General features: G+C 66.5%; 10 protein-coding genes. 6 read left to right on the top strand and 4 right to left on the bottom strand.

Annotated features, from left to right (window positions below; translation table 11 throughout):
- Window positions 1-71: 71 nt before the first annotated feature.
- From CAP2UW1_RS20185 to CAP2UW1_RS20200, 4 genes are all read right to left on the bottom strand, one after another.
- A complete protein-coding gene (locus CAP2UW1_RS20185; RefSeq protein WP_015768472.1) occupies window positions 72-1,697 on the bottom strand; it encodes a mechanosensitive ion channel family protein in 1,626 nt (541 codons plus the stop codon).
- Between the two features lie 173 nt (window positions 1,698-1,870).
- Complete coding sequence (gene tldD / locus CAP2UW1_RS20190) at window positions 1,871-3,319, bottom strand: metalloprotease TldD (protein ID WP_015768473.1); 1,449 nt, start codon at window positions 3,317-3,319, stop codon at window positions 1,871-1,873.
- A gap of 45 nt (window positions 3,320-3,364) precedes the next feature.
- Window positions 3,365-4,210 (bottom strand): carbon-nitrogen hydrolase family protein, encoded by an 846-nt coding sequence (locus CAP2UW1_RS20195; RefSeq protein ID WP_015768474.1) that lies wholly within the window; start codon window positions 4,208-4,210, stop codon window positions 3,365-3,367.
- Window positions 4,211-4,235: 25 nt separating this feature from the next.
- Entirely contained in the window at window positions 4,236-8,270 is a 4,035-nt protein-coding gene (locus CAP2UW1_RS20200; protein ID WP_199931521.1) for a YhdP family protein, read from the bottom strand.
- A 53-nt stretch (window positions 8,271-8,323) separates the two neighbouring features.
- Here CAP2UW1_RS20200 and glnE point away from each other — a divergent pair, with 53 nt between their 5' ends.
- The 6 genes from glnE (at window position 8,324) to CAP2UW1_RS20230 (ending at window position 21,601) form a co-directional block, all read left to right on the top strand.
- A complete protein-coding gene (gene glnE, locus CAP2UW1_RS20205; RefSeq protein ID WP_041568777.1) occupies window positions 8,324-11,068 on the top strand; it encodes a bifunctional [glutamate--ammonia ligase]-adenylyl-L-tyrosine phosphorylase/[glutamate--ammonia-ligase] adenylyltransferase in 2,745 nt (914 codons plus the stop codon).
- 175 nt (window positions 11,069-11,243) lie between these two features.
- Window positions 11,244-13,802, top strand: a complete 2,559-nt coding sequence (locus CAP2UW1_RS20210; RefSeq protein ID WP_015768477.1) for a circularly permuted type 2 ATP-grasp protein — start codon at window positions 11,244-11,246, stop codon at window positions 13,800-13,802.
- 11 nt (window positions 13,803-13,813) lie between these two features.
- On the top strand, window positions 13,814-14,812 hold the full coding sequence (locus CAP2UW1_RS20215) for a transglutaminase family protein (RefSeq protein ID WP_085953064.1): 999 nt from the start codon (window positions 13,814-13,816) through the stop codon (window positions 14,810-14,812).
- 268 nt (window positions 14,813-15,080) lie between these two features.
- Window positions 15,081-17,753 carry a cation-translocating P-type ATPase gene (locus tag CAP2UW1_RS20220; protein WP_015768479.1) on the top strand — a complete coding sequence of 891 codons (2,673 nt, stop codon included), beginning with the start codon at window positions 15,081-15,083 and terminating at the stop codon, window positions 17,751-17,753.
- 96 nt (window positions 17,754-17,849) lie between these two features.
- Window positions 17,850-18,332 (top strand): phosphate-starvation-inducible PsiE family protein, encoded by a 483-nt coding sequence (locus tag CAP2UW1_RS20225; protein ID WP_015768480.1) that lies wholly within the window; start codon window positions 17,850-17,852, stop codon window positions 18,330-18,332.
- Between the two features lie 23 nt (window positions 18,333-18,355).
- Entirely contained in the window at window positions 18,356-21,601 is a 3,246-nt protein-coding gene (locus CAP2UW1_RS20230; protein ID WP_015768481.1) for a two-component regulator propeller domain-containing protein, read from the top strand.
- Window positions 21,602-21,664: the final 63 nt, after the last annotated feature.

A 21,664-nucleotide genomic window follows, 5' to 3' on the forward strand; every position in this document is an offset into this window, starting at 1 on the left:
AAATCCTGGGAAGGCGCGCAGCGGCAGGAGTCCGCGGAGCCCGGGAAAGGGTCCGCGGTGCGGCGTGGGTCTCAGCTCTCGCTGTGCGGAGTGTCCGGGGCTGCCGGCGCCGGACGCCAGTTTTCGGGCGGCACGACGACGTTGCCGGACGGCTGGACAACGAAGTGCGGCGACATGATCTGTACGCCATAGGTATTGAACTGGTCCTGGATGTTGGCATGCAGGGCCGACAGCACGGGCACGCGCTCGAGCGGTTTGTCCATGTGCGCGAAAAGCTCGTACTCGACGTACCAGTCGGCGAGGCTGCGCTGATAGACGAAGGGGCTGGGAGTCGTTCGCAAGCCGGGAGTCTGCTGGGCGGCGGCGATCAGCATCGCATGCACCTGCCGCCACGGAGTGTCGTAGCCGATCGTCACTTTCGTCGACACCAGCGTGCCGCGCGCCCCGGCCAGGCGCGAGTAGTTCTTGATCGGGCTGCTGACGAGAACCGCATTCGGAATCGTCACTTCTTCGTTGCGCATGTTGATGATCTTGGTCGACAACGCGCCGACCTCGCTCACCACGCCGACCGTCTCGCCAAGATCGACGAAGTCGCCCACCGAAAGCGCGCGCGAATAGACCAGCACCAGCCCGCTCATCAACTGGTTGACGATCCCCGCGGAACCGAGCGTGAGCATGAAGCCGAACATCACCGACAGGCCCTTGAAGGCGTCGCTGTCGGACATCGGGATGAACGGGTAGGCGATGGCGATACCGAGTCCCCAGACGAGAATCGAGACGATCCGATGGGTGGCCGTCACCGTTTCAGGGTGCAGGCCGGGAACCTGTACTCGGCCTTCCTTGGCTGCCCTGAAGAAATTGCCGAGGGCTTCGTTGAAGGCCTTGGTGAGGAACAGGATGATCAGTGCCGTCGTCAACGCCGGCATGGCATGCACGAGGCCGGTGCCGAGCGTGTCCAACAGACCGAAAAGGAACTCGGTGAGGCGGTCGCCAAGCGGCTCCGTAAGCGGAAATCGCGCCAGCACGAAGGTCAACCAGAGATAAGCGACGGTCAGCCAGAGAAAACCCATGACCAGTTGCGTGACCCGCTGCACCAGCAGCCAGCCGTGGCGCGCCCAGCGCACCCTGTTTGAAGTGCTGTGGGCATCGATGAAGTGCTCCAGGCGAACGACCAGCACGGTCCTCGCACGACCAATCAGCCAGAAGAGGGTCATGGCGACTGCCGTGGCAAGGCATGCCAGACCTATTCCCGTCAGGAGAACTCGCGGACGCCCCTGCGCAGCAGCCGCCTCCAGCGCAACGGCGAGTTCCTGAGCAGCCCGCTGCGCCGCTTCCTCAAGCGAAATCCTCTCCTCGGGGTCGAGGTCACCTTCGAGGACGTTGAAGAGCACTGTCTGCCCGATGTGCAGGCTGATCCCCCGTTTACCGTCGACGGTAAACGGCGTCCGCTCGATCGGCTGCGCCATCTGGCTCGGTGTCAGACTTTCGATGCGGAGCAGGCTGCGGCGCACGCGATCCTCCGCGCTCGCACCGACGAGACTCGTCCGCAAGGTGACGATCGGCCGGAAGTGGTAGTGCAGGGTCGCCTCCCTGCCGTGTTTCTCTTCGGCTGCCAGAGCGGCAGCGTCGGCGCCAGCCAGCAAGAAGCACGAGAACAGCAGCAGTGCCGCGGACAACTTCGAGAAGACTTGGGTCATGGGAAAATCCGGTCGACAGCGACGATTGCGGCGAATTATAAGCCGCGCCAGACTTGCGCGCCGTACTCGGGAAGAGCCAAGCGCCCCTCAATACTCGCACCGCCCACTCAAGAGCTCGCGCAACGCCTGTATTGGGGGGCCCGGCGAACTGCTGGAGCTGCGCGGAGCGCGAACTACGCCGTACCGCCGACCGTCAGGCCGTCGATGCGCAAGGTGGGCTGGCCAACGCCCACCGGCACGCTCTGCCCGTCCTTGCCGCAGGTCCCGACACCCGGGTCGAGACGGGTGTCGTTGCCAATCATCGACACCTGCGTCATCGCCTCCGGCCCGCTGCCGATCAGCGTCGCGCCCTTGACCGGTGCACCGACCTTGCCATCCTCGATCAGATAGGCCTCGGACATCGAAAAGACGAACTTGCCGTTGGTGATATCGACCTGTCCGCCGCCGAAATTGACCGCGTAGATTCCCTTCTTGACCGACTTGATGATTTCCTCGACGCTCTTGTCGCCGTTCAACATCGAGGTGTTGGTCATGCGCGGCAGCGGCAGGTGGGCAAAAGACTCGCGGCGGCCATTGCCGGTCGGCGCGACACCCATCAGGCGTGCGTTGAGGCCGTCCTGCAGATAACCCTGCAGAATGCCATCCTCGATCAGCACCGTACGCTGCGTCGGATTCCCTTCATCGTCGATATTCAGTGAACCACGCCGTTCGGCGATCGTGCCGTCGTCGATGACGGTAACGCCTGGCGCGGCAACGCGGCTGCCGACGCGACCGGCAAAGGTCGAACTACCCTTGCGGTTGAAATCACCCTCCAGTCCGTGCCCGACCGCCTCGTGCAGGAGGATGCCGGGCCACCCGGAACCCAGGACGACCGTCATGGTGCCGGCCGGCGCCGGGCGAGCCACAAGATTGGTCACCGCCTGATGCACCGCGTCGCGTGCGTAGCCGGCGAGCATGGCGTCGGTGAAGTAGCCGTAGTCGGTGCGGCCGCCGCCACCCGCCGAGCCCTGCTCGCGTTGCCCTTTTTCCTCGACGATCACGGTCAGCGAAACGCGGACCAGCGGCCGGATGTCGGCAGCCAGTCGACCGTCGCTACCGGCAATCAGGACGACCTCGTACTCGCCGGCGAGGTGGGCCATGACCTGCGTCACGCGCGAATCCTCGGCGCGCGCCATCGCCTCGAGCCGCTCGAGCAGGCTCACCTTGCTGGCCGCGTCGAGCGATGCCAGTGGGTCGTGCGGCACGTACAAGGCATGCCCGCTCCGTTTCTTGAGTGCCGGAACGCGCCGCTGCTGGCCGGCAACGGCAATCGCCCGCACCGCGCCGGCGGCATCGCCGAGCGCCTGAGCGCTGATGTCGTCCGAATAGGCAAAAGCAGTCTTCTCGCCCGACAGGGCACGCACGCCGACCCCCTCGTCGATGCTGAAGCTGCCGGCCTTGACAATCCCTTCCTCGAGACTCCAGGCCTCGGAACGGGTGTACTGGAAATAGAGGTCGGCATAATCGACCTGATGCACCATGATCTTGCCAAAGACCTTCGTCAGGTCGGCAACGTCGAGGCCATAGGGCGTCAGCAGGGTCTTCTGGGCCTGCGCGAGGAGGGTTGCGGCTTGTCTGTTCATTGGATATCCGTGTTGGCTGCCCTTGGGCTGTCGCTCAAATGCCGTTTACATGACGCGGTGGGCGAGCGCGGGCAGACTGTCGCGGACTTCGTCTAGACGCCCTCGCTCGAGGTCGCCGATGACGATTCCCGGCCCCTTCAGCTTGCGATCGATGATGTTCCCCCAGGGATCGACGAGCATGCTGTTACCATGTGTCTCGCGCCCGTTCTCGTGCTGGCCACCCTGGGCGACAGCCAGCACATAGCACTGATTTTCGATCGCCCTGGCGCGCAGCAGGATTTCCCAGTGCGCCCGGCCGGTCGTCTCGGTGAAGGCCGCCGGAATCACCAGCAAGTCTGTGACACCAAACGCCCGGTAAAGCTCCGGAAATCTCAGGTCATAGCAGATCGACAGGCCGATGCGTCCAAAAGGCGTGGCAAACGCCACCACCTGGCGACCGGCCTCTATCGTCGCGCTTTCGTCGTAGCTTTCGCTACCCTGGCGGAATCCGAAGAGGTGGATCTTGTCGTAGCGGGCAGCCCGCTCGCCCTGCGGATTGTACGCCAGGCTCGAATTGAGGACCTTGTCGGCGTGCCGGCTCCACAGGGGAAGCGAGCCGCCGATCAGCCAGATTCGATGCGCCAGTGCCGTCGCCGAGAGGAAGTCCTGGATTGGTCCGCGGCCATCCGACTCGCGCACCGCAACCTTGTCGCCATCCGTCATGCCCATGATCGGGAAGTATTCGGGCAAGGCGACCAGTTCGGCGCCCTGCGCGACGGCGTCGGCAATCAGGCCGGCGGCAACACGCAGGTTCTCGTCGACGCGCGGGGTCGACACCATCTGCACCGCCGCAACACGCAGGCGAGCGACCTTCTGCGAGTCGCCCGGCAAAGCACCTGTAGTCAGATTCATGGCTGGCTCCTGTCGGAATTCGGGTTCACGGAGTGGGCCCCGCCGGAACGGCCGACGCGGAGACCTTCTCGACCTTGGGATCGTCCCACTTGCCGGTCACCAGGTACTCGAAGCTGAAGATCTTGTTGAGCGGATTCTGCAGCACCTTGTGCGCCAGCAGGGTGGCAACGCCGGCCAGGGGGTTGACGACGGCGATGCCCAGGGCGGCACTGCCGCCCAGTTCAGGCTGCACGGTGACGTTCAGGCGCTGCGTCTCGTGTTTCAGGTCGGCTTCGCCGCGCATCACGACGCGCGCCGACGGGCCGTCCAGCTGCAAGCGGTCGGTACGCATCAAGCCGTCCTTGACGGTCATCTTCCCGTTGATACTGTCGAAAGCGAAGCCCTCGCTGAACACATCGCCGAAATCAAGCGACAGGCGACGCGGCAGGCCTTGCAGGCTGATCAGGCCGAGCAGCTTGCCGGCGGCGCCGGGATCGAGCTTGACGAACTGCCCCTTGCCCACATCGAGCTTCATGTCGCCGCTGAGGGTGGCGTAGTCCAGCGCGGTCGGCGATCCGTTCCAGCCGATCTTGCCCTCCAGCGTGGTGCTGGCACCGCGTACGGCACCGAGGTAGCCCAGCCGATCGAGCAACTTGCCGGCGTCGGTGCTGACCAGGGCAAAGTCGAGCTGCGTGCGGTTGCCGCTGGCGAGCTGCCACTGCCCGCTGCCCGACAGCCTGCCGAACGGGTTGACGATGTCGACCTTGTCGAGCCGCCAGATACCGCCGTCGTTGTGGGCCTGCACTTCGAGGCGCCCGAAACGACGCGCGCCGATGACGAAGTCATCGACGACGACATCGAGAGCCGGCAATTCCTTGAGCACCTCGGACGGCTGGCTGCTCGCGCTCTCCTTGTCGGGGCGACGCCATTTCCTGAAGTGCGCCGCCAGTTTTCCGGCGCCGGTACCATCCCACTGAAAGCTGCCGGCCGCCTCGCGCGACTGCAGCGTCCCCCGCCATAGCGGCGCCGCACCGGCAACCGCCGCCGTGACGTCGTTATAGTACTTGCCGAGGAGCAGCAGTTCGTCGGCCTTGACATCGACGTTCAACGGCAAAGCGGGCGACGAAGCCGATCCGCCGGCCTTGCCGCTGCCGCGCAGCACGGCCTGCCAGGAGTCCAGATCGATGCTCCTGGTGGTGACGCCGACGTTGATGCCGCGCTCCGGCAGCGCGCCCAACGGGCGACCAATCATGATCGCACCGCGTTCGAGCTGGCTGTCGTCACCCTGCTTGCGCCGGATCAATTGCATGCTCAGTATGCTGCCGAGGGTAGCGCGCAGTTGGTCGCGCGCCACCGGCTGACCGCTGCGCGGCGGCACGGCCGGCACGACGGCGCTTTCGAAGTGCAGCGGCAGCACCTCACTGGCGCTCTTGGCGAACGGCGCCGGCAGGGTCGACGCGACACCGACGAGGTTCGAGTCCACGACCAGTTCGACATTGCGCTTCTTGCTGCTCACCTCGACACGATAGGCGGCGGTTCCGCTCAAGGCGTCGAGCAGCGGCAGTTCGAGGCGACGGCGCAACTCGTCCATGCCCAGCGAGCCGTTGGCAAGCACCATGACCTTGCCGCCCTGCGCCCCGCCCTTGATCTTGACCTGGCCACCGAAGAGCACGGCGTTGATTTCCGGTATCCGCAGATCCTTCTCGGAGAAATGCAGACTGCCATTGACCTGTCGCAGCGGCGGCAGCGCCGCATCGACAGTCACGTCGTTGGCCAGGAAGACGTACGTTCCCTCGATTTTCGACTCGCCCAGACGCGCTTCCTCAAGGGGAATCACCAGTCCGATATCGAGCCGGCCCTTGCCGCCGGCACTCATGTTCTCGGTAAAATGGTCGATCTGGGCAGCCACCGGACTCTGCACGATGTACTTGAGAAACTCGGCAGTCTCTCCCTCGGCACGGCCCTTGATCTTCAGCGTCGACACCGGCGCATCGAAATCGGGAATCTCGGCGCGGGTCTGTGACAGGCTGGCGCCAAGAATGGCGCCACGCCGAGCATCGACGACCATGCCGTTCCCCTCGAAACGAAGATCCGCGTCGATACCGGTAATGATCGGCCAGCCGGTCCCGTAGTCCAGCGTCACGTCGTTCGCCTTGACGGTCACCAGAAACTGCCCCTGCCGCTTGTCGAGAAACGGAAAGTTCGCCAGATCTCCCTTGAGAACCAGCTTCCCCTCGCTGGCCGCCCCCTTCTTCAGGGCATCGCGCACCCAGTGACGCGCGTCGGTGTTTATGGCACCCGGCAGGTAGCGCCAGACAGCGCGCGCATCGGCGCGCGTGAGAGCGGCGGCAAGGTCGATGCTGCCGGGCCCGTCGCCGGTGTGGCGAAAGGTCCCATGTGCCGAGCCGGCAGCGTCGGGCCCGGCAAACTCGGCGCGCGCGAGTTCGGCATCGATCCTGCCCTGGCTGATCTTCCACTTGCCCTCGGCGTTGAGCGTATCCAGCGCGATGGACGACTCCGGGAAGACCGTCGGCAACTCGATGTTGACCTTCTTCGCGCGCAAGCTGGCACTGCCACCCTGCTCGCTTGCCTCGAGCGAACCCGACAACCCGGACGCTCCCGGAAAGGAAGCCCTGGGCCGCAACGCCAGATCCTCGAAGCGCGCCTTTAGGGAGTAAGTCTGCAAGCCGTCGCCGTTGCCGTCCCAAGCGGCGCGCAGCTCGTCGATGCGGCCACGCGGCGCGAGATCGCTCAGCAACTGGCGCGCTCCGCCGGCCAGCGGCAGATGCGTCGCCAACCCGGCAAACGCGGCCAAATCGAGAACGTTGGCCGTCGCGTTGCCACGCACTGACGTGCTGCCGGTCGTCTGTTGCCAGTCAAGATGAAAATCCATTGGTGCGACGTGAATGGCCGGCGCCGATTCAGCATGCTCGCCGCGCGGCCGACGCGTCAGAAGTTCCACTTGACGACCGTCGACGCTCATCCCGGCCGGCAGGAAACGGGCGCCGAGCCGACCCGACATGCGCTCCAGGTCGAGCTCCGGCAGGTCCTTCGCCAGGCGCAGGTTAACATCGTGCAGCGAGAAGTCGGCGGTCAGGTCGCGCAAGCCGCCGTCGGCAAAGCCCGCCCAGGCGCGCACGGCACCGCGGCCATGTGGCAAGGCAAGCGGGTAGTCGAGCCAGGCACGCCACACCGCCAGATCGGCGTAGTCGATCTGGACAAACGCCTGACCCTGCCAGGACTGTGCCTGCTCGATACTCCTGCCGCGGAAATCGCCGCGCAGATCGATTCGGGAGGCGAATTCGGCAGGCGGCATGGCGGTCAGGCCGAACCGATGCTGTCGCCCATTGTTGTCGAGGGCGAAGTCGACGTCTTCGAGAATCAGTGGCGGGGCCTCTCGCTTGGCGTCCTCCCAGACCACCGTCGCCCCCTCCACCCGGATGCGTCGCTGCGCCAGTATCCAGTCCGCCACGCTACCGTCGCCACCATCCTGGCTGACCGCGATCCCCGCGACATAGAAGCGGCCGTCCACGTCGCGGCGCAGATGCAGGGTTGGCTCGGCGATCTGCAGCAAGCCCAGGCGCAACTGCCAGTGCGGAATCGACGACCAGGAGAGAACGCCTTCGACACGCGTAAAGGCCAGTGCCGGCTGCCCTTGTGCATCGGCAATGCGCACGTCGGAGAGGATCAGGTCAGGATTGAGGCCGGCCCAGCTGGCCTCAATCTTGCCAATGACAACCGACAGCCCGAGCCCGACGCTGAGCTGGCGCTCGATCTCGGGCCGATAGCTCTCGATATTCGGCAAGACGAGATAGCGCAGCGCCAGCACAAGCAGAACGAAACCGAAATAGGACACCCAGAAGGCGCGCACCACGAAGCGCCAGATCGCGCGTGCCACCCGATGCGAAGCGATGGGCACGAGCCAGTGCAAGCGGTGGTAGAGCGCCGGGCGCAAGTCCTCCTGCCGCATCAGTGGCGGCCACCTGGAACAGACTTTTGCCAACAGACGGTCGCCGTCACTAGAATATCGGGATAATTGGGATGCCGCTGCAAGCGACCATTGTAGCGGCTTTGCCTTCACTCATCAGCGCCGACGATGCATCGCGCGGCGAACGGTCAGAGAACGAGAGCCGAATGGAACCCACCGTCGATCCCCGCAACCCACAGACCGCCACGCTCGCTCCCCCGTGGGCGGCGGCTCAGACACACAGTCCCTATCTGCGCAATCTGCTCGCCGCCCGACCCGGGATCGCCGCCTGGCTCGCCGAGCACGCCGGGCGAGCGCTGACCACAGAGCAGATGCACAGCCTGCTCGCCGCTGACGCACCGGCGAGCGATGACGAACTGAAGCGGGCACTACGCCGCCTGCGCCAGCGCGTGATGGCGACGCTGATCGTCCGCGACCTCGGCGGAGTGGCGACACTGGCTGAAGTCGTCGAAAGCATGACCCAACTGGCTGACATCACCACCAACTTCGCCCTCGACTTCCTGCATCGGCAACTGGCGGAACAGTTCGGCGAGCCACTTGACAGCGGCGGCAAGCCGCAACGCCTGCTGGTGGTCGGCATGGGCAAACTGGGCGGACGCGAGCTCAACGTCTCGTCGGACGTCGACTACATCTTCATCTACCCCGAGGAAGGGCAGACGGCCGGCGCCGGCCGGCGCATCGACAACTACGATTTCTTCCTGCGCCTCGGCAAGCGCCTGATCGGCGCCCTCGGGGATTCCACCGGCGATGGCCAGGTCTTCCGGGTCGACATGCGTCTGCGGCCGAACGGCGATTCCGGAGCTCTCGTCGGTTCGCTCGGGTCGCTCGAGAACTACTTCATCGCGCAGGGTCGCGAATGGGAGCGCTACGCCTGGATCAAGGCCAGGGTGATGAACGAAGGCGTCAATCTGCAGCCCGAATGGGTCGCGGCGCTGCAGGACATCGGCCGCCCCTTCGTCTTCCGCAAGTATCTCGACTTCGGCGCCATCAATGCCATGCGCGCCCTGCACGCGCAGATCCGCCGCGAGGTGGCGCGCAAGGAAATGGCCGAGCACATCAAGCTGGGCCCCGGCGGCATCCGCGAGATCGAGTTCATCGCCCAGGTCTTCCAGTTGATTCGCGGCGGCCGCGATCCCGCGCTGCAGGCGCGACCGACGCTGCGGGTCCTCGAACTGCTCGTCGAGCGCCGGCTGCTGCCGGTCGAACATGCGCGCGAACTGGCGGCCGCCTACGACTTCCTGCGCCGCCTCGAACACCGGCTGCAATACGTGAACGACGCTCAGACGCACCGCTTGCCGGCGGGCGACGCGGAGCGCCGGCAGATCGCCGTTTCGCTGGGCTTTGCCGACTGGACGACCTTCCTGGCCGTTCTCGATGCGCACCGGGCCAATGTCGCTCGCCACTTCGAGCAGGTTTTCTCGGAACCCGAGGAAGGCACGCATCCGCTCGCCGGCATCTGGGACGGACCGGCGATCGGCGACGACTCGCTCGAACCCCTGGCGACGCTCGGCTTTCGCGAGCCGAAGGCGATGCTCGAGCGTCTGCACAGCTTTCGCGCCAGCAGTCGCTACCTGCAACTGCCGGCCAGCAATCGCGAGCGCCTCGACGCCCTCGGCCCGCGCCTGATCGACGCCGCCGCCGCCACCGACACGCCGGATGCCACCTGGCGGCGCGGCCTCGATTTCCTGGAAACGATCAGCCGCCGCGGCGCCTACCTGGCTCTCCTGCAACAATACCCGCAGGCGCTGATGAAGCTCGCCGAGCTGATCGGCAGCTCATCGTGGGCCGCCGATTACCTGACGCGCCACCCGATCCTGCTCGACGAACTGCTCGACTCGCGCATGTTCGACGTCAGCACCGACTGGCAGGAGTTCCGCACCAACCTGCAGGCACGCCTGGCCCAGGACGCCGGCGACACCGAACGCGAAATGGACATCCTGCGCGAAGCCCACCACGCCCAGGTCTTCCACTTCCTGGCGCAGGACATCGCCGGCCTGCACACCGTCGAGCACCTTGCCGACCGACTCAGCGAGCTCGCCGACATCATGCTGCAGACGACGCTGGATCTCTGCTGGCAGAAGCTCAAGCACCGGCATCCGCATCCCGAGCAGCTGCCGCGCTTCGCCGTCATCGGCTACGGCAAGCTCGGCGGCAAGGAACTCGGCTTCGCTTCCGACCTCGACCTGGTCTACCTGCACGACGACCCCGAAGCCAATGCCGGCGAACTCTACGCGCGCCTGGGCCAGCGCATGAGCACCTGGATGTCGACACAGACCTCCGCCGGCATGCTCTTCGACGTCGACCTGCGCCTGCGCCCGAACGGCGATTCCGGCATGCTGGTCAGTCCGATCGCCGCCTTTCGCGAGTATCAACTGCAGCACGCCTGGGTCTGGGAACACCAGGCGCTGACGCGCGCCCGCTTCTGCGCCGGCGACCCGGCCGTCGGCGAGCAGTTCGAGGCGATCCGCATCGAGATCCTGCGCCAGCCGCGTGACCTGGCCAAGCTCAGGGAAGAGGTGCTGGCGATGCGCAAGCGCATGCTCGACCAGCACGCCTCGCGCAGCGAGGACAGCTTCGACATCAAGCACGATCGCGGCGGCATCATCGATGTCGAGTTCATCGTCCAGTACCTGGTTCTCGGGCACGCGCACCGCCACCCCAGGCTGTGCGGCAACCTCGGCAACATCGCCCTGCTCGGCATCGCCGCCGAGCTCGGCCTGATCCCCAGCCGGCTCGCCGAACCGGTGCGCAGCGCCTACCGCGAGTTTCGCCGCATGCAGCACGTCCAGCGACTCAACGCCGGCCGCCGGGCGCGCGTCGAACGCGCCTCGGTCAGCCGCCGCAGCGAAGCCGTGAGCGCGCTGTGGCAGGCGGTGTTCGGAACGCCCTGAGCATTGCCGCCGCTGACGGCGGCGTCGACGGAGGGGTCCCGCCGCGCTCGTCAAAGTCTGGCGGGACACCTCGCCGGCCCGCGCCGGCGAGTTTCGGCTTCCGGTTTACGTTAGACTTGCAGCGATCTCCTGCAACAGCCCGGCGCAGGATTGAACTCCAGCGCCCGTGTCCCTGATGCCACCTCCCCTGCTGTCCAACTACCTGAAGAAGACCGATCGCTTCGACGAGATGCTCGCCGAGGACGGCAGCGTTCGCCCGTCGTGGCAGCCTTTCCTGGCCCATCTGGACACGGCGACGCCCGAGCAGATGCGGCACCGCATCGATTACGTGCGCCGGCGCATCCTCGAGAACGGCGTCACCTACAACGTCTATGCCGATCCAAAGGGCGCCGACCGGCCGTGGGAGGTCGATCCGCTGCCCTTGATCCTATCGGCGGCCGAGTGGCAGGAGCTCGCCGGTGCAGTCACCCAGCGCGCGCGCCTGCTCAACGCCGTGCTCGGCGACCTCTATGGCCCGCAGGAACTGCTCAAGGACGGGACGCTGCCGCCGGCGCTGGTCTACGGTCACAACAACTTCCTCTGGCCGTGCCAGGGGATCCGGCCGGCTGGCGACACCTATCTCCACCTTTACGCTGCCGACCTCGCGCGCTCGCCCGACGGTCGCTGGTGGGTGATCGCCGACCGCACGCAGGCGCCCTCGGGCGCCGGGTATGCGCTCGAGAACCGAACCATCGTCGGCCGCGTTTTCCCCGAGCAGTTCCGCGACCTGCACGTGCAGCATCTCGCCTGGTTCTTCCGCGAATTGCAGGACAGCCTGGCCACCTGGGCGCCGCGCACCGGCGAGGCGCCGCTGACCGTGCTGCTGACGCCGGGGCCCTACAACGAGACCTACTTCGAGCACGCGTACCTGGCGCGCTATCTCGGTTTCCCGCTGGTCGAAGGGCAGGACCTGACGGTGCGCCGGGAATGCGTCTATCTGCGCACGCTCAACGGCCTGCGGCGGGTGCATGCGATCCTGCGCCGGCTCGACGACGACTACTGCGACCCGCTCGAACTGCGCGGCGATTCGGCGCTCGGCATTCCCGGCCTGCTGCAGGCGGTGCGTGCCGGCAACGTTCTGGTCGCCAACGCGCTCGGCAGCGGCCTGCTGGAATCGGCGGCGCTGCCGGGATTCCTGCCCGGTGCCTGCGAGAAGCTCCTCGGCGAGCCGCTGGCGATGCCGTCGGTGGCGACCTGGTGGTGTGGCGAACGGGCCGCGCTCGAATTCACCATCGAGCACCTCGACGAACTGGTGATCAAGGGCTCCTACCCCTCGCAGCGCTTCGATCCGATCTTCGGCAACGAACTCGCCGGCAGCCAGCGCGACGAAATGATCGCCCGCCTGCGCGCCAGGCCGCAGGCGTACGTCGCCCAGGAACTGGTGAATTTCTCGCAGGCACCGGCGTGGGGTACGGACGGCGAGCGGCGTCTGCTGCCGCGCGGCGTTGGTCTGCGCGTCTTCGTCGCCGCAACGCCAACCGGTCACGTGGTCATGCCGGGCGGCCTGACCCGCGTCGCCGCCGTTTCGAATGCGCGCATCATCTCGATGCAGCGCGGCGGTTCGAGCAAGGACACCTGGGTGCTCACCGAGCAGGCGGTCAATACCTTCAGTCTCCTCAAACACTCGGTCGGCAAGGCCGACCTCGTGCGCGGCGGCCGCAACCTCTCGTCGCGGGTGGTCGAGAACCTGTTCTGGTTCGGCCGCTACGCCGAGCGCTGCGACAAGACCTCGCGCCTGCTGCGCGTCGCCCTCGCGCGCCTCGTCGACGCGGGGTCGGACGCACTGCCGGCCCTGATCTCCGCGCTCGATCTGTGCCGCGTGCTGCGCTTGCTGCCCACAGACGAGCCCGCCGACAGCCGCGCCGCCAGGAAAGTGGTGGCGAAGGCCCCGGCATCGCGCGAGACGCAACTCCTCTGCGCCATCTGCGGCAAGGAGTGGGGCGACGGCCTGGCCGGCGACATCCACCGTCTGCTCTGGGTGGGCGGGCAGGTGCGCGAGCGCTTCTCGGTCGACAACTGGCACACCATCAATCGCCTGCAACTACAGTTGCAGCGCTACGGCAAGGCGGCGGACGAAGGCGGCGGACCGGACCCCGGCGAAGCGCTGGCCTTTCTCGATCAGGTGCTGCTCGCCTCCTCGTCGCTGGCCGGTTTTGCGATGGACAACATGACCCGCGACGACGGCTGGCGCTTCCTGATCATCGGCAGGCGACTCGAACGGCTGATCTTCCTCGCCAATGCCATCGGCCAGTTCCTGCGCCTCGACTCGACGCGCGCGCCGGGCAGCCTGGAATGGCTGCTCGAACTGACCGACAGCATCATCACCTATCGTTCGCGCTACATGACCCAGCCGCAGGTACTGCCGGCACTCGACCTGATCGTTTTCGACGCGGGCAACCCGCATTCGGTGGCCTTCCAGTTGCTGATCCTGATCCGCTACCTGGACAATCAGGCGCGCCTGCTCGGTAGCCCGCGCGAGGAAGCGCTGCGGGCGGCGCTAGCGCGCCTGCAGATGTTCGACCTCGGACGCTTCGAAGGACAAAGCTTCACCGACTGCCGCAGTTGCGACCCCTGCCTCGATCTGGCGGACCTCCTCGGCGACATCGCGCTTGCCGGGGCAGCGCTCTCGGATCGCCTGGCGATGCGCCATTTCAGCCATGTCAGCGACGTCAGCCACTACACTCTCGCCTCCTGATCGCCGTGAACCTGCCCGTCGCCCGTTACCACGTACTGCACGAAACGATCTACACCTACGAGAACCCGGTGTCGCTGTCGCGCCAGTTGCTGCATCTGACCCCGCGCGACTGCTCCTGGCAGCGTTGCCTGGCCCACCGGATCAAGGTCGAGCCCGAGGTGAGCGCCACGCGCGAGCGCTTCGACAGCTTCGGCAATCCGGTGCGCGAGCTGGCCATCGAGTTCCCGCACAGCAGTCTCGCCGTGCGCGCGGAAAGCACCATCGAAGTCCTGCCGCACTTGCCCGCCGGTACGCTGGCAACGTCGGCGCCCGCGGCACGGATGGCCGCTGGTCGCAGCGGCTCCGCCGTCAGGTCGGTGACCTGCATGTGCGCATCGCCAGCCTGGGAGAAGGTGCGCGATGCGCTGGCCTACGGCGCTCGTCCGGTCCTTCTCGACGCCAGCCGCTTCCAGTTCGAGTCGCCTTTCGTGCGGGTCAAGCATGAGTTCGCCACCTATGCGCGCGAGTGCTTCACCCCCGGCCGCCCGGTCCTGGAGGCCGTCCAGGCACTGATGAGCCGCATCTACGACGAGTTCGAGTTCGACCCGGAAGCGACCACCGTCGCCACCCCGGTACTCGAGGTGCTGGCGCAGAAACGTGGCGTCTGCCAGGACTTCGCGCACCTGATGCTGTCCTGCCTGCGCTCGCAGGGCCTGGCCGCGCGCTACGTCAGCGGCTACCTGCTCACCCAGCCGCCACCCGGGCAACCGAGAATGGTCGGTGCCGACGCTTCGCATGCCTGGGTGTCGGTGTATTGCCCGGAAATCGAAGGCGGTCGCTGGGTGGACTTCGATCCGACCAACAACCTGCTGCCGGATACCCAGCACATCACGCTGGCCTGGGGCCGCGATTTCGCCGACGTTTCGCCGCTGCGCGGCATCATTCTCGGCGGAGACGACCACGAACTCGATGTCGCCGTCACGGTGACACCGATCGCCGAAACCGGCGCAGAAGAGCTGGCGCTGTCCTGACGAGGGGAAGCGGTCGGAATCACGGCCCTTCGTCTTCGCCGGAAAAGGCAGTTCTGTCTTCCGCAGGCGCTGCAGGCTGAACGGAGACAAGTTCTGACTGGGAGCAAGCATTGATGGAGACCATCGGTAGCGCATGCCTGTGGGAATTTTCTTGCTTTCGAGCAGCCTGTAACTCTGCCGGCATGACCGGGCCAACGCTCGCCGCGACGCCGCTCGCCGCTCGCATTGCTGCGCGTCACCGGCGCCCGCATCCCCTGGCGAGGCAATCATGAACCCGATAATTCGCCCGTGGCACACCCTGTCGGCCGCTGACGCCGCCGACGCGCTGGCTGTCGATGCGGTCGCCGGCCTGAGCCTGACCGATGTCACCGAGCGGCTCGCCCGGCATGGCGAGAACAGGCTCAGCGAGACGCGCCCACGTCCCCTCTGGCTGAAGTTCCTCGATCAGTTCAGGAACTTCCTGGTCGTCGTGCTGGTGTTCGCGGCGCTGCTCGCCTGGGCCATCGGCGACGTCAAGGATGCGGTGGTGATCCTCGTCGTCGTGCTGCTCAATGCCGGCCTCGGGTTCTGGCAGGAGCATCGTGCCGAGCGGACGCTGACGGCCCTCAAGCAGATGCTCGCGGCGCGCGCCCGGGTGCGCCGCGACGGGCTGGTGTCCGATATCGACGCGAGTCAACTGGTGCCCGGCGACATCGTCCTGCTCGAGGCGGGCGACCGCGTGCCGGCCGATGGCCGGCTGCTGGTCGCGCACAACCTGGAGGCCGAGGAAGCAGCGCTGACCGGCGAGTCGCACGCCGTCGGCAAGCACGTCGCGGCACTTGCCGGAGAAGATCTGCCGCTGGGCGATCGTGTGAACCTGCTCTTCATGAATACGGTACTCACCCGCGGTCGCGCCGAACTGCTGATCACCGAGACCGGCATGCGCAGCGAGATGGGCAAACTGGCCGGCATGATCGCCGAGGCGCCCGAGGGCGAAACGCCGCTGCAGCGGCAGCTCGACACCCTGGGCAAGAAGCTGGCCGCCATCGCCGGCGGCGTCGTGACGATCATCTTTGTCGTCGATTTCCTGCGTGGCCAGGCGTGGGCCGAGGCGGCAATGACCGCCGTCGCGCTGGCGGTCGCCGCCATCCCCGAGGGTCTGCCGGCGGTGGTGACGGTTACTCTCGCCGTCGGCATGTGGCGCATGGCAAGGAACCGGGCGATTCTCAAGAAGCTTGCCGCCGTCGAAACGCTGGGCTCGACGACGGTGATCTGTTCGGACAAGACCGGCACCCTGACCCTGAATCAGATGACCGCCCGCGCCGGCTGGTTTGCCGGCAACGGCTTTTCAGTCAGCGGCGAAGGCTATCTTGCCGAGGGCAGCCTGCAGGCGCCGCCCGGACTCGATCTGCGCCCCTTGCTGCTGCCGATGGCCTTGTGCACCGATTCGCGCGTCCGCGACGGCCAGTTGATCGGCGACCCGACCGAAGGCGCGCTATGGGTCCTCGCCGAGAAGGGCGGTCTGGCGCCCGCCGCCGAGCAGGAGGCGCGGCCGCGCCTTGCGGAAATCCCGTTCGACTCGGCGCACAAGTTCATGGCCACCTTCCACGACGCCGGGGAAATGGTTGAGGTACTCGTCAAGGGTGCGCCGGACGTTCTCCTCGCGCGCTCCTCCCGCTGGCTGAGCGCGAACGGCGAGCAGGCGCTCGACGCCGCCTCCCGCCAGCTCATCGAGAGCAGGAACGACGATCTGGCCGCCCAGGCGCTGCGCGTTCTGGCGGTGGCACGGCGCCGCATTCCGGCCCAGGAATTCGACCCGGCGGGCGATCTGATGGCCTGGGCCGGCGGGTGGACTTTCCTCGGCCTCGCCGGCCTGATGGACCCGCCGCGACCTGAGGCAAAGGCGGCGATCGCGCTCTGCCACCAGGCCGGCGTCCAGGTCCGGATGATCACCGGCGACCACAAGGCGACCGCCGCGGCGATTGCCCGCGAACTGGGCCTCACCGGCGATGTGCTCAGCGGCGCCGAACTCGATGCGCTCGACGACGCGGCGCTGGCCGCGCGCATCAACGCCATCGCCGTCTTCGCGCGCGTCTCGCCGACCCACAAGGTGCGCATCGTGCGCGCTCTGAAAGCCGTCGGGCATGTGGTGGCGATGACCGGCGACGGCGTCAATGACGCGCCGGCACTGAAGGCGGCCGATATCGGCGTGGCCATGGGCATCACCGGTACGGCGGTGACCCGTGAGGCGGCGACGCTGATCCTCACCGACGACAACTTTGCGACCATCGTCCGCGCCGTCGAGGAAGGGCGCGTGATCTACGACAACATCGTCAAGTTCGTGCGCTTCCAGCTGTCGACCAACATCGGCGCCCTTCTCACAGTGCTTACCGCGACGCTGCTCGGCTGGCCCGCGCCTTTCACGGCGATCCACCTGCTGTGGATCAACATCATCATGGATGGCCCACCGGCGATGACGCTCGGCGTCGAACCGGCACGCCCCGGCCTGATGCGCGACCCGCCACGATCGCAAACCGCGCAGATCCTCGACAGCGGCCGCTTGCTGCGCCTGGCGCTCTATGGCGTGACGATGATGGTCGGCACCCTGTTCATGTTCCGCCATGGGCTCACCGCGCACGACCAGACGTACGCACTGACGCTGGCCTTCACCACCTTCGTGCTGTTTCAGTTCTTCAATGTCTTCAACGCCCGCGCCGAGCGGGGGAGCACCTTCAACGCCGCGTTCTTCGCCAACGGCAGGCTCTGGCAGGCGCTCGCCGGCGTGCTCGCGTTGCAGGTGCTGGTGGTCCATTGGGGCCCCGCGCAGAGCGTCTTCGATACCGTCGATCTAAGCTTGCGCGACTGGGGACTGGCGGTGGCCGTGGCGGCAACGCTCCTGTTTCTCGACGAAGCACGCAAGTGCCTGGGAAAACGTTTCCACGCCCGCGACAGTGGACGATAATGGCGGGCCTGGATGCCCACGGCGAGCCGAAGGACAACAGATCGACGACATCGACGCTCACCGGGACGGAGGTTTTTCGAATCATGGGAGGCAACAATGAATGGCCAGGAAGCAGACACTGAAGCGTCAGGGAAAGCCATTCCCGACGAGCCGCTGATCCGCCACCTGCGCGGCAGCATCCGCCATGCGGCGCGCGTGCTGGCGGTACTGATGGTCCTGGTGATCTGGTGGGGCGTCGCCGACGTGGTCTATGTGCTCTACAGCCGGGTCAGCGTGCACCCCTACTATCTGCTCGAAATCAGCGACATTCTCGCCACCTTCGGCGCCTTCATGGCCGTGCTGATCGCCATCGAAGTGTTCGTCAACATTGTCAGCTACCTGCAGGAAGACGGACTGCACCTCGACATCGTTCTCGCCACCGCCTACATGGCGGTTCTGCGCAAGATCGTCATCCTCGATTACAAGGAAATCAGCCCGGACTACGTCTATGCGACGGCGGCACTGGCGCTGGCACTGTCGGTCGGCTACTGGTTGACCAGATCGCTGCACCCAATCCCGGCGAGGCCACCTGGCCAGTAAGCGCAGCCAACGAAGGTAGCGCAATGGGACTTCTGCCGCTGCTCTTCGTCGCCCTCATTGCCGCCACTTCGGCCCTGGCCGATACGCTGGCTTGTCCGAATGTCGACAACCCGCTTTTCGAGCCTCGCTTCGAGTCGGTCGGTGTCGGCATCATTCCGCGCTACGTGGTGCCGACGGTGGCGCAGGACCGCGCCGGATTCCTGTGGATAGCGACGGGCGACGGTCTGGTTCGCTTTGACGGCTACCGCTTTCGCCCGCAGGAGCGCAAGACGGCGGACCCGGCCGCGCGCAACCTGGGCTGGATCCGCGCCTTGCTGGCCGGACGCGATGGCCGCCTGTGGATCGGCACCGAGTCCGATGGACTGACGGTCTATGACCCGGCGAGCGAGACCGTCACCTCCTTCACTGGCGGCAGCAACGACAACGGCGGCGTGATGCCGACCATTCGCGCTCTGGTCGAAGACAGTGCCGGCGGCATCTGGGTCGGTAGTGAAGGAGGCGGACTCGATCGCTTCGATCCGCGCAGCGGCAGCTTTTCCCACCACCGGCAGTCGACCCAGCCGGGCGGCCTGCCCGATGACCGGGTGCAGGCACTGCTGATCGACCGTCAGGGAACACTGTGGGTGGGCACCTGGGCGGGTTTGAGCCGCCGCCAACCCGGCAGCGATCATTTTGAGCCCGTTTTCTCGGGCAAGACGGCCAGAGGCGGCGCCAGCCTGGCGGGTCGCATCGTGCAGGCCTTGTTCGAGGCGTCGGACGGGCGTATCTGGGTCGGCACGCAGCAAGGTGACCTGGCTATCGTCGATCCAGCCACGGCAACGGGTCAGTTGCTCGAGCACGCCCCGGGCGTTGCCAACCGTGGCGCGGTGTCGAGTCTGGTCGAGGCAGGTGGACAGATGTGGGTGGGCCGTTCCTCGGGAATCGAGCTGTATGACCCGCGCCGAGGCTGTCTGGTGCAGCGACTGCAGCACGACCTGCGCAAGCCAGCGGGTCTGGCGGGCAATGAGGTGACGCTGCTGATGCGCGATCACGCCGGCCTGATCTGGGTCGGCGGCTTGGGCCTGGGCCTGCAACGGCACGATCCCACCAATCGCAGCATCTGGCTGCGCGGTGCCGATACTCAGCCGGGCAGCCCGCTTTCTTCGCCGGACGTGCGCAGCTTGCTGCAACTCGACAACGGCGAGATCTGGGCCGCCTCGCACAAGGGTGGTGTCGCCGTACTCGACCGACAGCTACGCGTCACCGGCGCCGTATCGCCGCAGGCTCCTGAGCCAGCCCGGCTAGCCGGGCACGCCAGCGGGCAGTCCCAGCCGCTCGTCCGCGTCGAGGAGATGCTGCAAGCACGCGATGGCACGATCTGGCTGGGAGTCGATTCAAGAATCTATCAGTTCAGTCGGGAGCGCCGGCAGTTGCGAAGCCTGCCGCATCGAGGAGGGGTAACTCGACGCTTCCTGGAAAGCACCGATGGCTCCTTATGGGTGGCCACGCAGGATGGCCTCTACTGTTTGCGCCCCGGCACAGGCGAAGTTGTCCGCATCAACCAGCAGGAAGGGAAGCCACTGCGCGCCGAAATCAACGCCATCGTCGAGGCGCCTGACGCAAGCATCTGGGTGGGCAGTGCCAAAGGGCTCTATCGCGTCGCCGCCGGGGCCAGCGAACTGCAGCCCGTCGACGCGGCAACGGGATCCGGCCTCGCCAACATCATCGTCATCGGGCTGCTCTTTGATCGGCGACAGACCTTGTGGTTGGACACCGCGGTCACCGGTCTGCATCGCATGACTCGCTGGGATGGCGAGCGCGCGACCTTCGAGCGGATCAGCGAACGCCATGGCATCGTCACACGACCCTTTGGCGGCAATCTGCTGGAGGATGAGCGAGGGCGCATCTGGACGCAAATGTACGTCTATGACCCGGCGACGGACCGGCTCGACGAGTTGACCGCCGCCGACGGCGCGGATCTCGGCACCGGCTGGTTTCAGGCTCATGCCAAGACGGCTGACGGCCGACTGCTGTTCGGCGGCAGCAGGGGAATCCTGGTGGTCAAACCTGAGAGCTTCGACGCCTCCGACTACTCGCCACCACTGGTGGTTTCCGAGCTGACCATTGACGGCCAGCGCCAGCCGGCCGGCCGCCTTCAGGACGGACTGGATCTGGCGCCACCGCAACGCGGCTTCACCCTGACGTTCGCGGCACTCGACTACAGCGATCCCGGCCGCCTGCGTTACGCCTACCGCTTGCACGGTTTCGACACGGACTGGATCGCCACCGGCGCCGATTCCCGTGTGGCCAGCTACAGCAACCTCGACCCCGGCGACTATGTCCTGCAAGTGCGTGCCACCAACCGCAGCGGCTTCTGGAGTCCGCACGAACTGGCCATCCGGGTGCGCATACAGCCCGCCTGGTGGGAAACCGGGTGGTTCCGCATGAGCTTGCTCGCCCTGCTGGCGGCAATGGTCTATGCCCTGGTGCAGTTACGCACACGCCATCTGCGGGCGCGCCAGATCGAACTCGAACGTACCGTGCACGAGCGCACCGCCGACCTGGAGAAGCTGACGCAGGCGCTGCAGCGGGAGTCGGCGGCACTCGAGGAGTCCAGCCTGACCGACCCCCTGACCGGCTTGCGCAACCGGCGCTTCGTGGCCCTGCACATCGAGGCCGATGCTGCCCTGGCGGTGCGCGAGTACGCAAGCCACGCAAGCTACGGGGCAAGCTTGCGCGACGATGCCGGGCTGATCTTCTTTCTCATCGACATCGACCATTTCAAACAGGTGAACGACGATTACGGGCATGCGGGGGGCGATGCCGTGATCGTGCAGATGGCCGCTCGCCTGCGCAGCGTTTTCCGCGACACCGATTATCTGGTTCGCTGGGGTGGCGAAGAGTTCCTGGTGGTCGCGCGCGCGACGCCGCGCACGCATGCCGCCGAGTTGGCCGAGCGGGCGCGGGCGGCTGTCGCTGACCAGCCTTTCGCGCTTGACGATGGCCGCTTGCTGAGCAAGACCTGCTCGATCGGCTTCTGCTGTTTTCCACTGTCAACGCAGTATCCGGCCGCTCCAGCCTGGGCAGCGGCGGTCAATATCGCCGATGCGCTGCTCTACGCCGTCAAGCTGGCCGGCCGCAACGGCTGGATGGGAGCGCTCGGCACGCGTGACGAAACCCCCGAAGCCCTCCTCAGCTGGTTGCGCCGGCCCGTCGCCGACTGGGTTCGCTCAGGAAATCTGGAGGTCGTCCGCTCGCCGGTTTCACGCACGCCCGGCCACGGCCCGTAGGGTGGCGAGAGCGTCGATGCGCAACGCCCCGCCCGGTCCGCCCGCGCGCAGAACGGGCCGGCC

Source organism: Candidatus Accumulibacter phosphatis (genome assembly GCF_000024165.1).
GTDB classification, from domain to species: Bacteria; Pseudomonadota; Gammaproteobacteria; order Burkholderiales; family Rhodocyclaceae; genus Accumulibacter; species Accumulibacter phosphatis.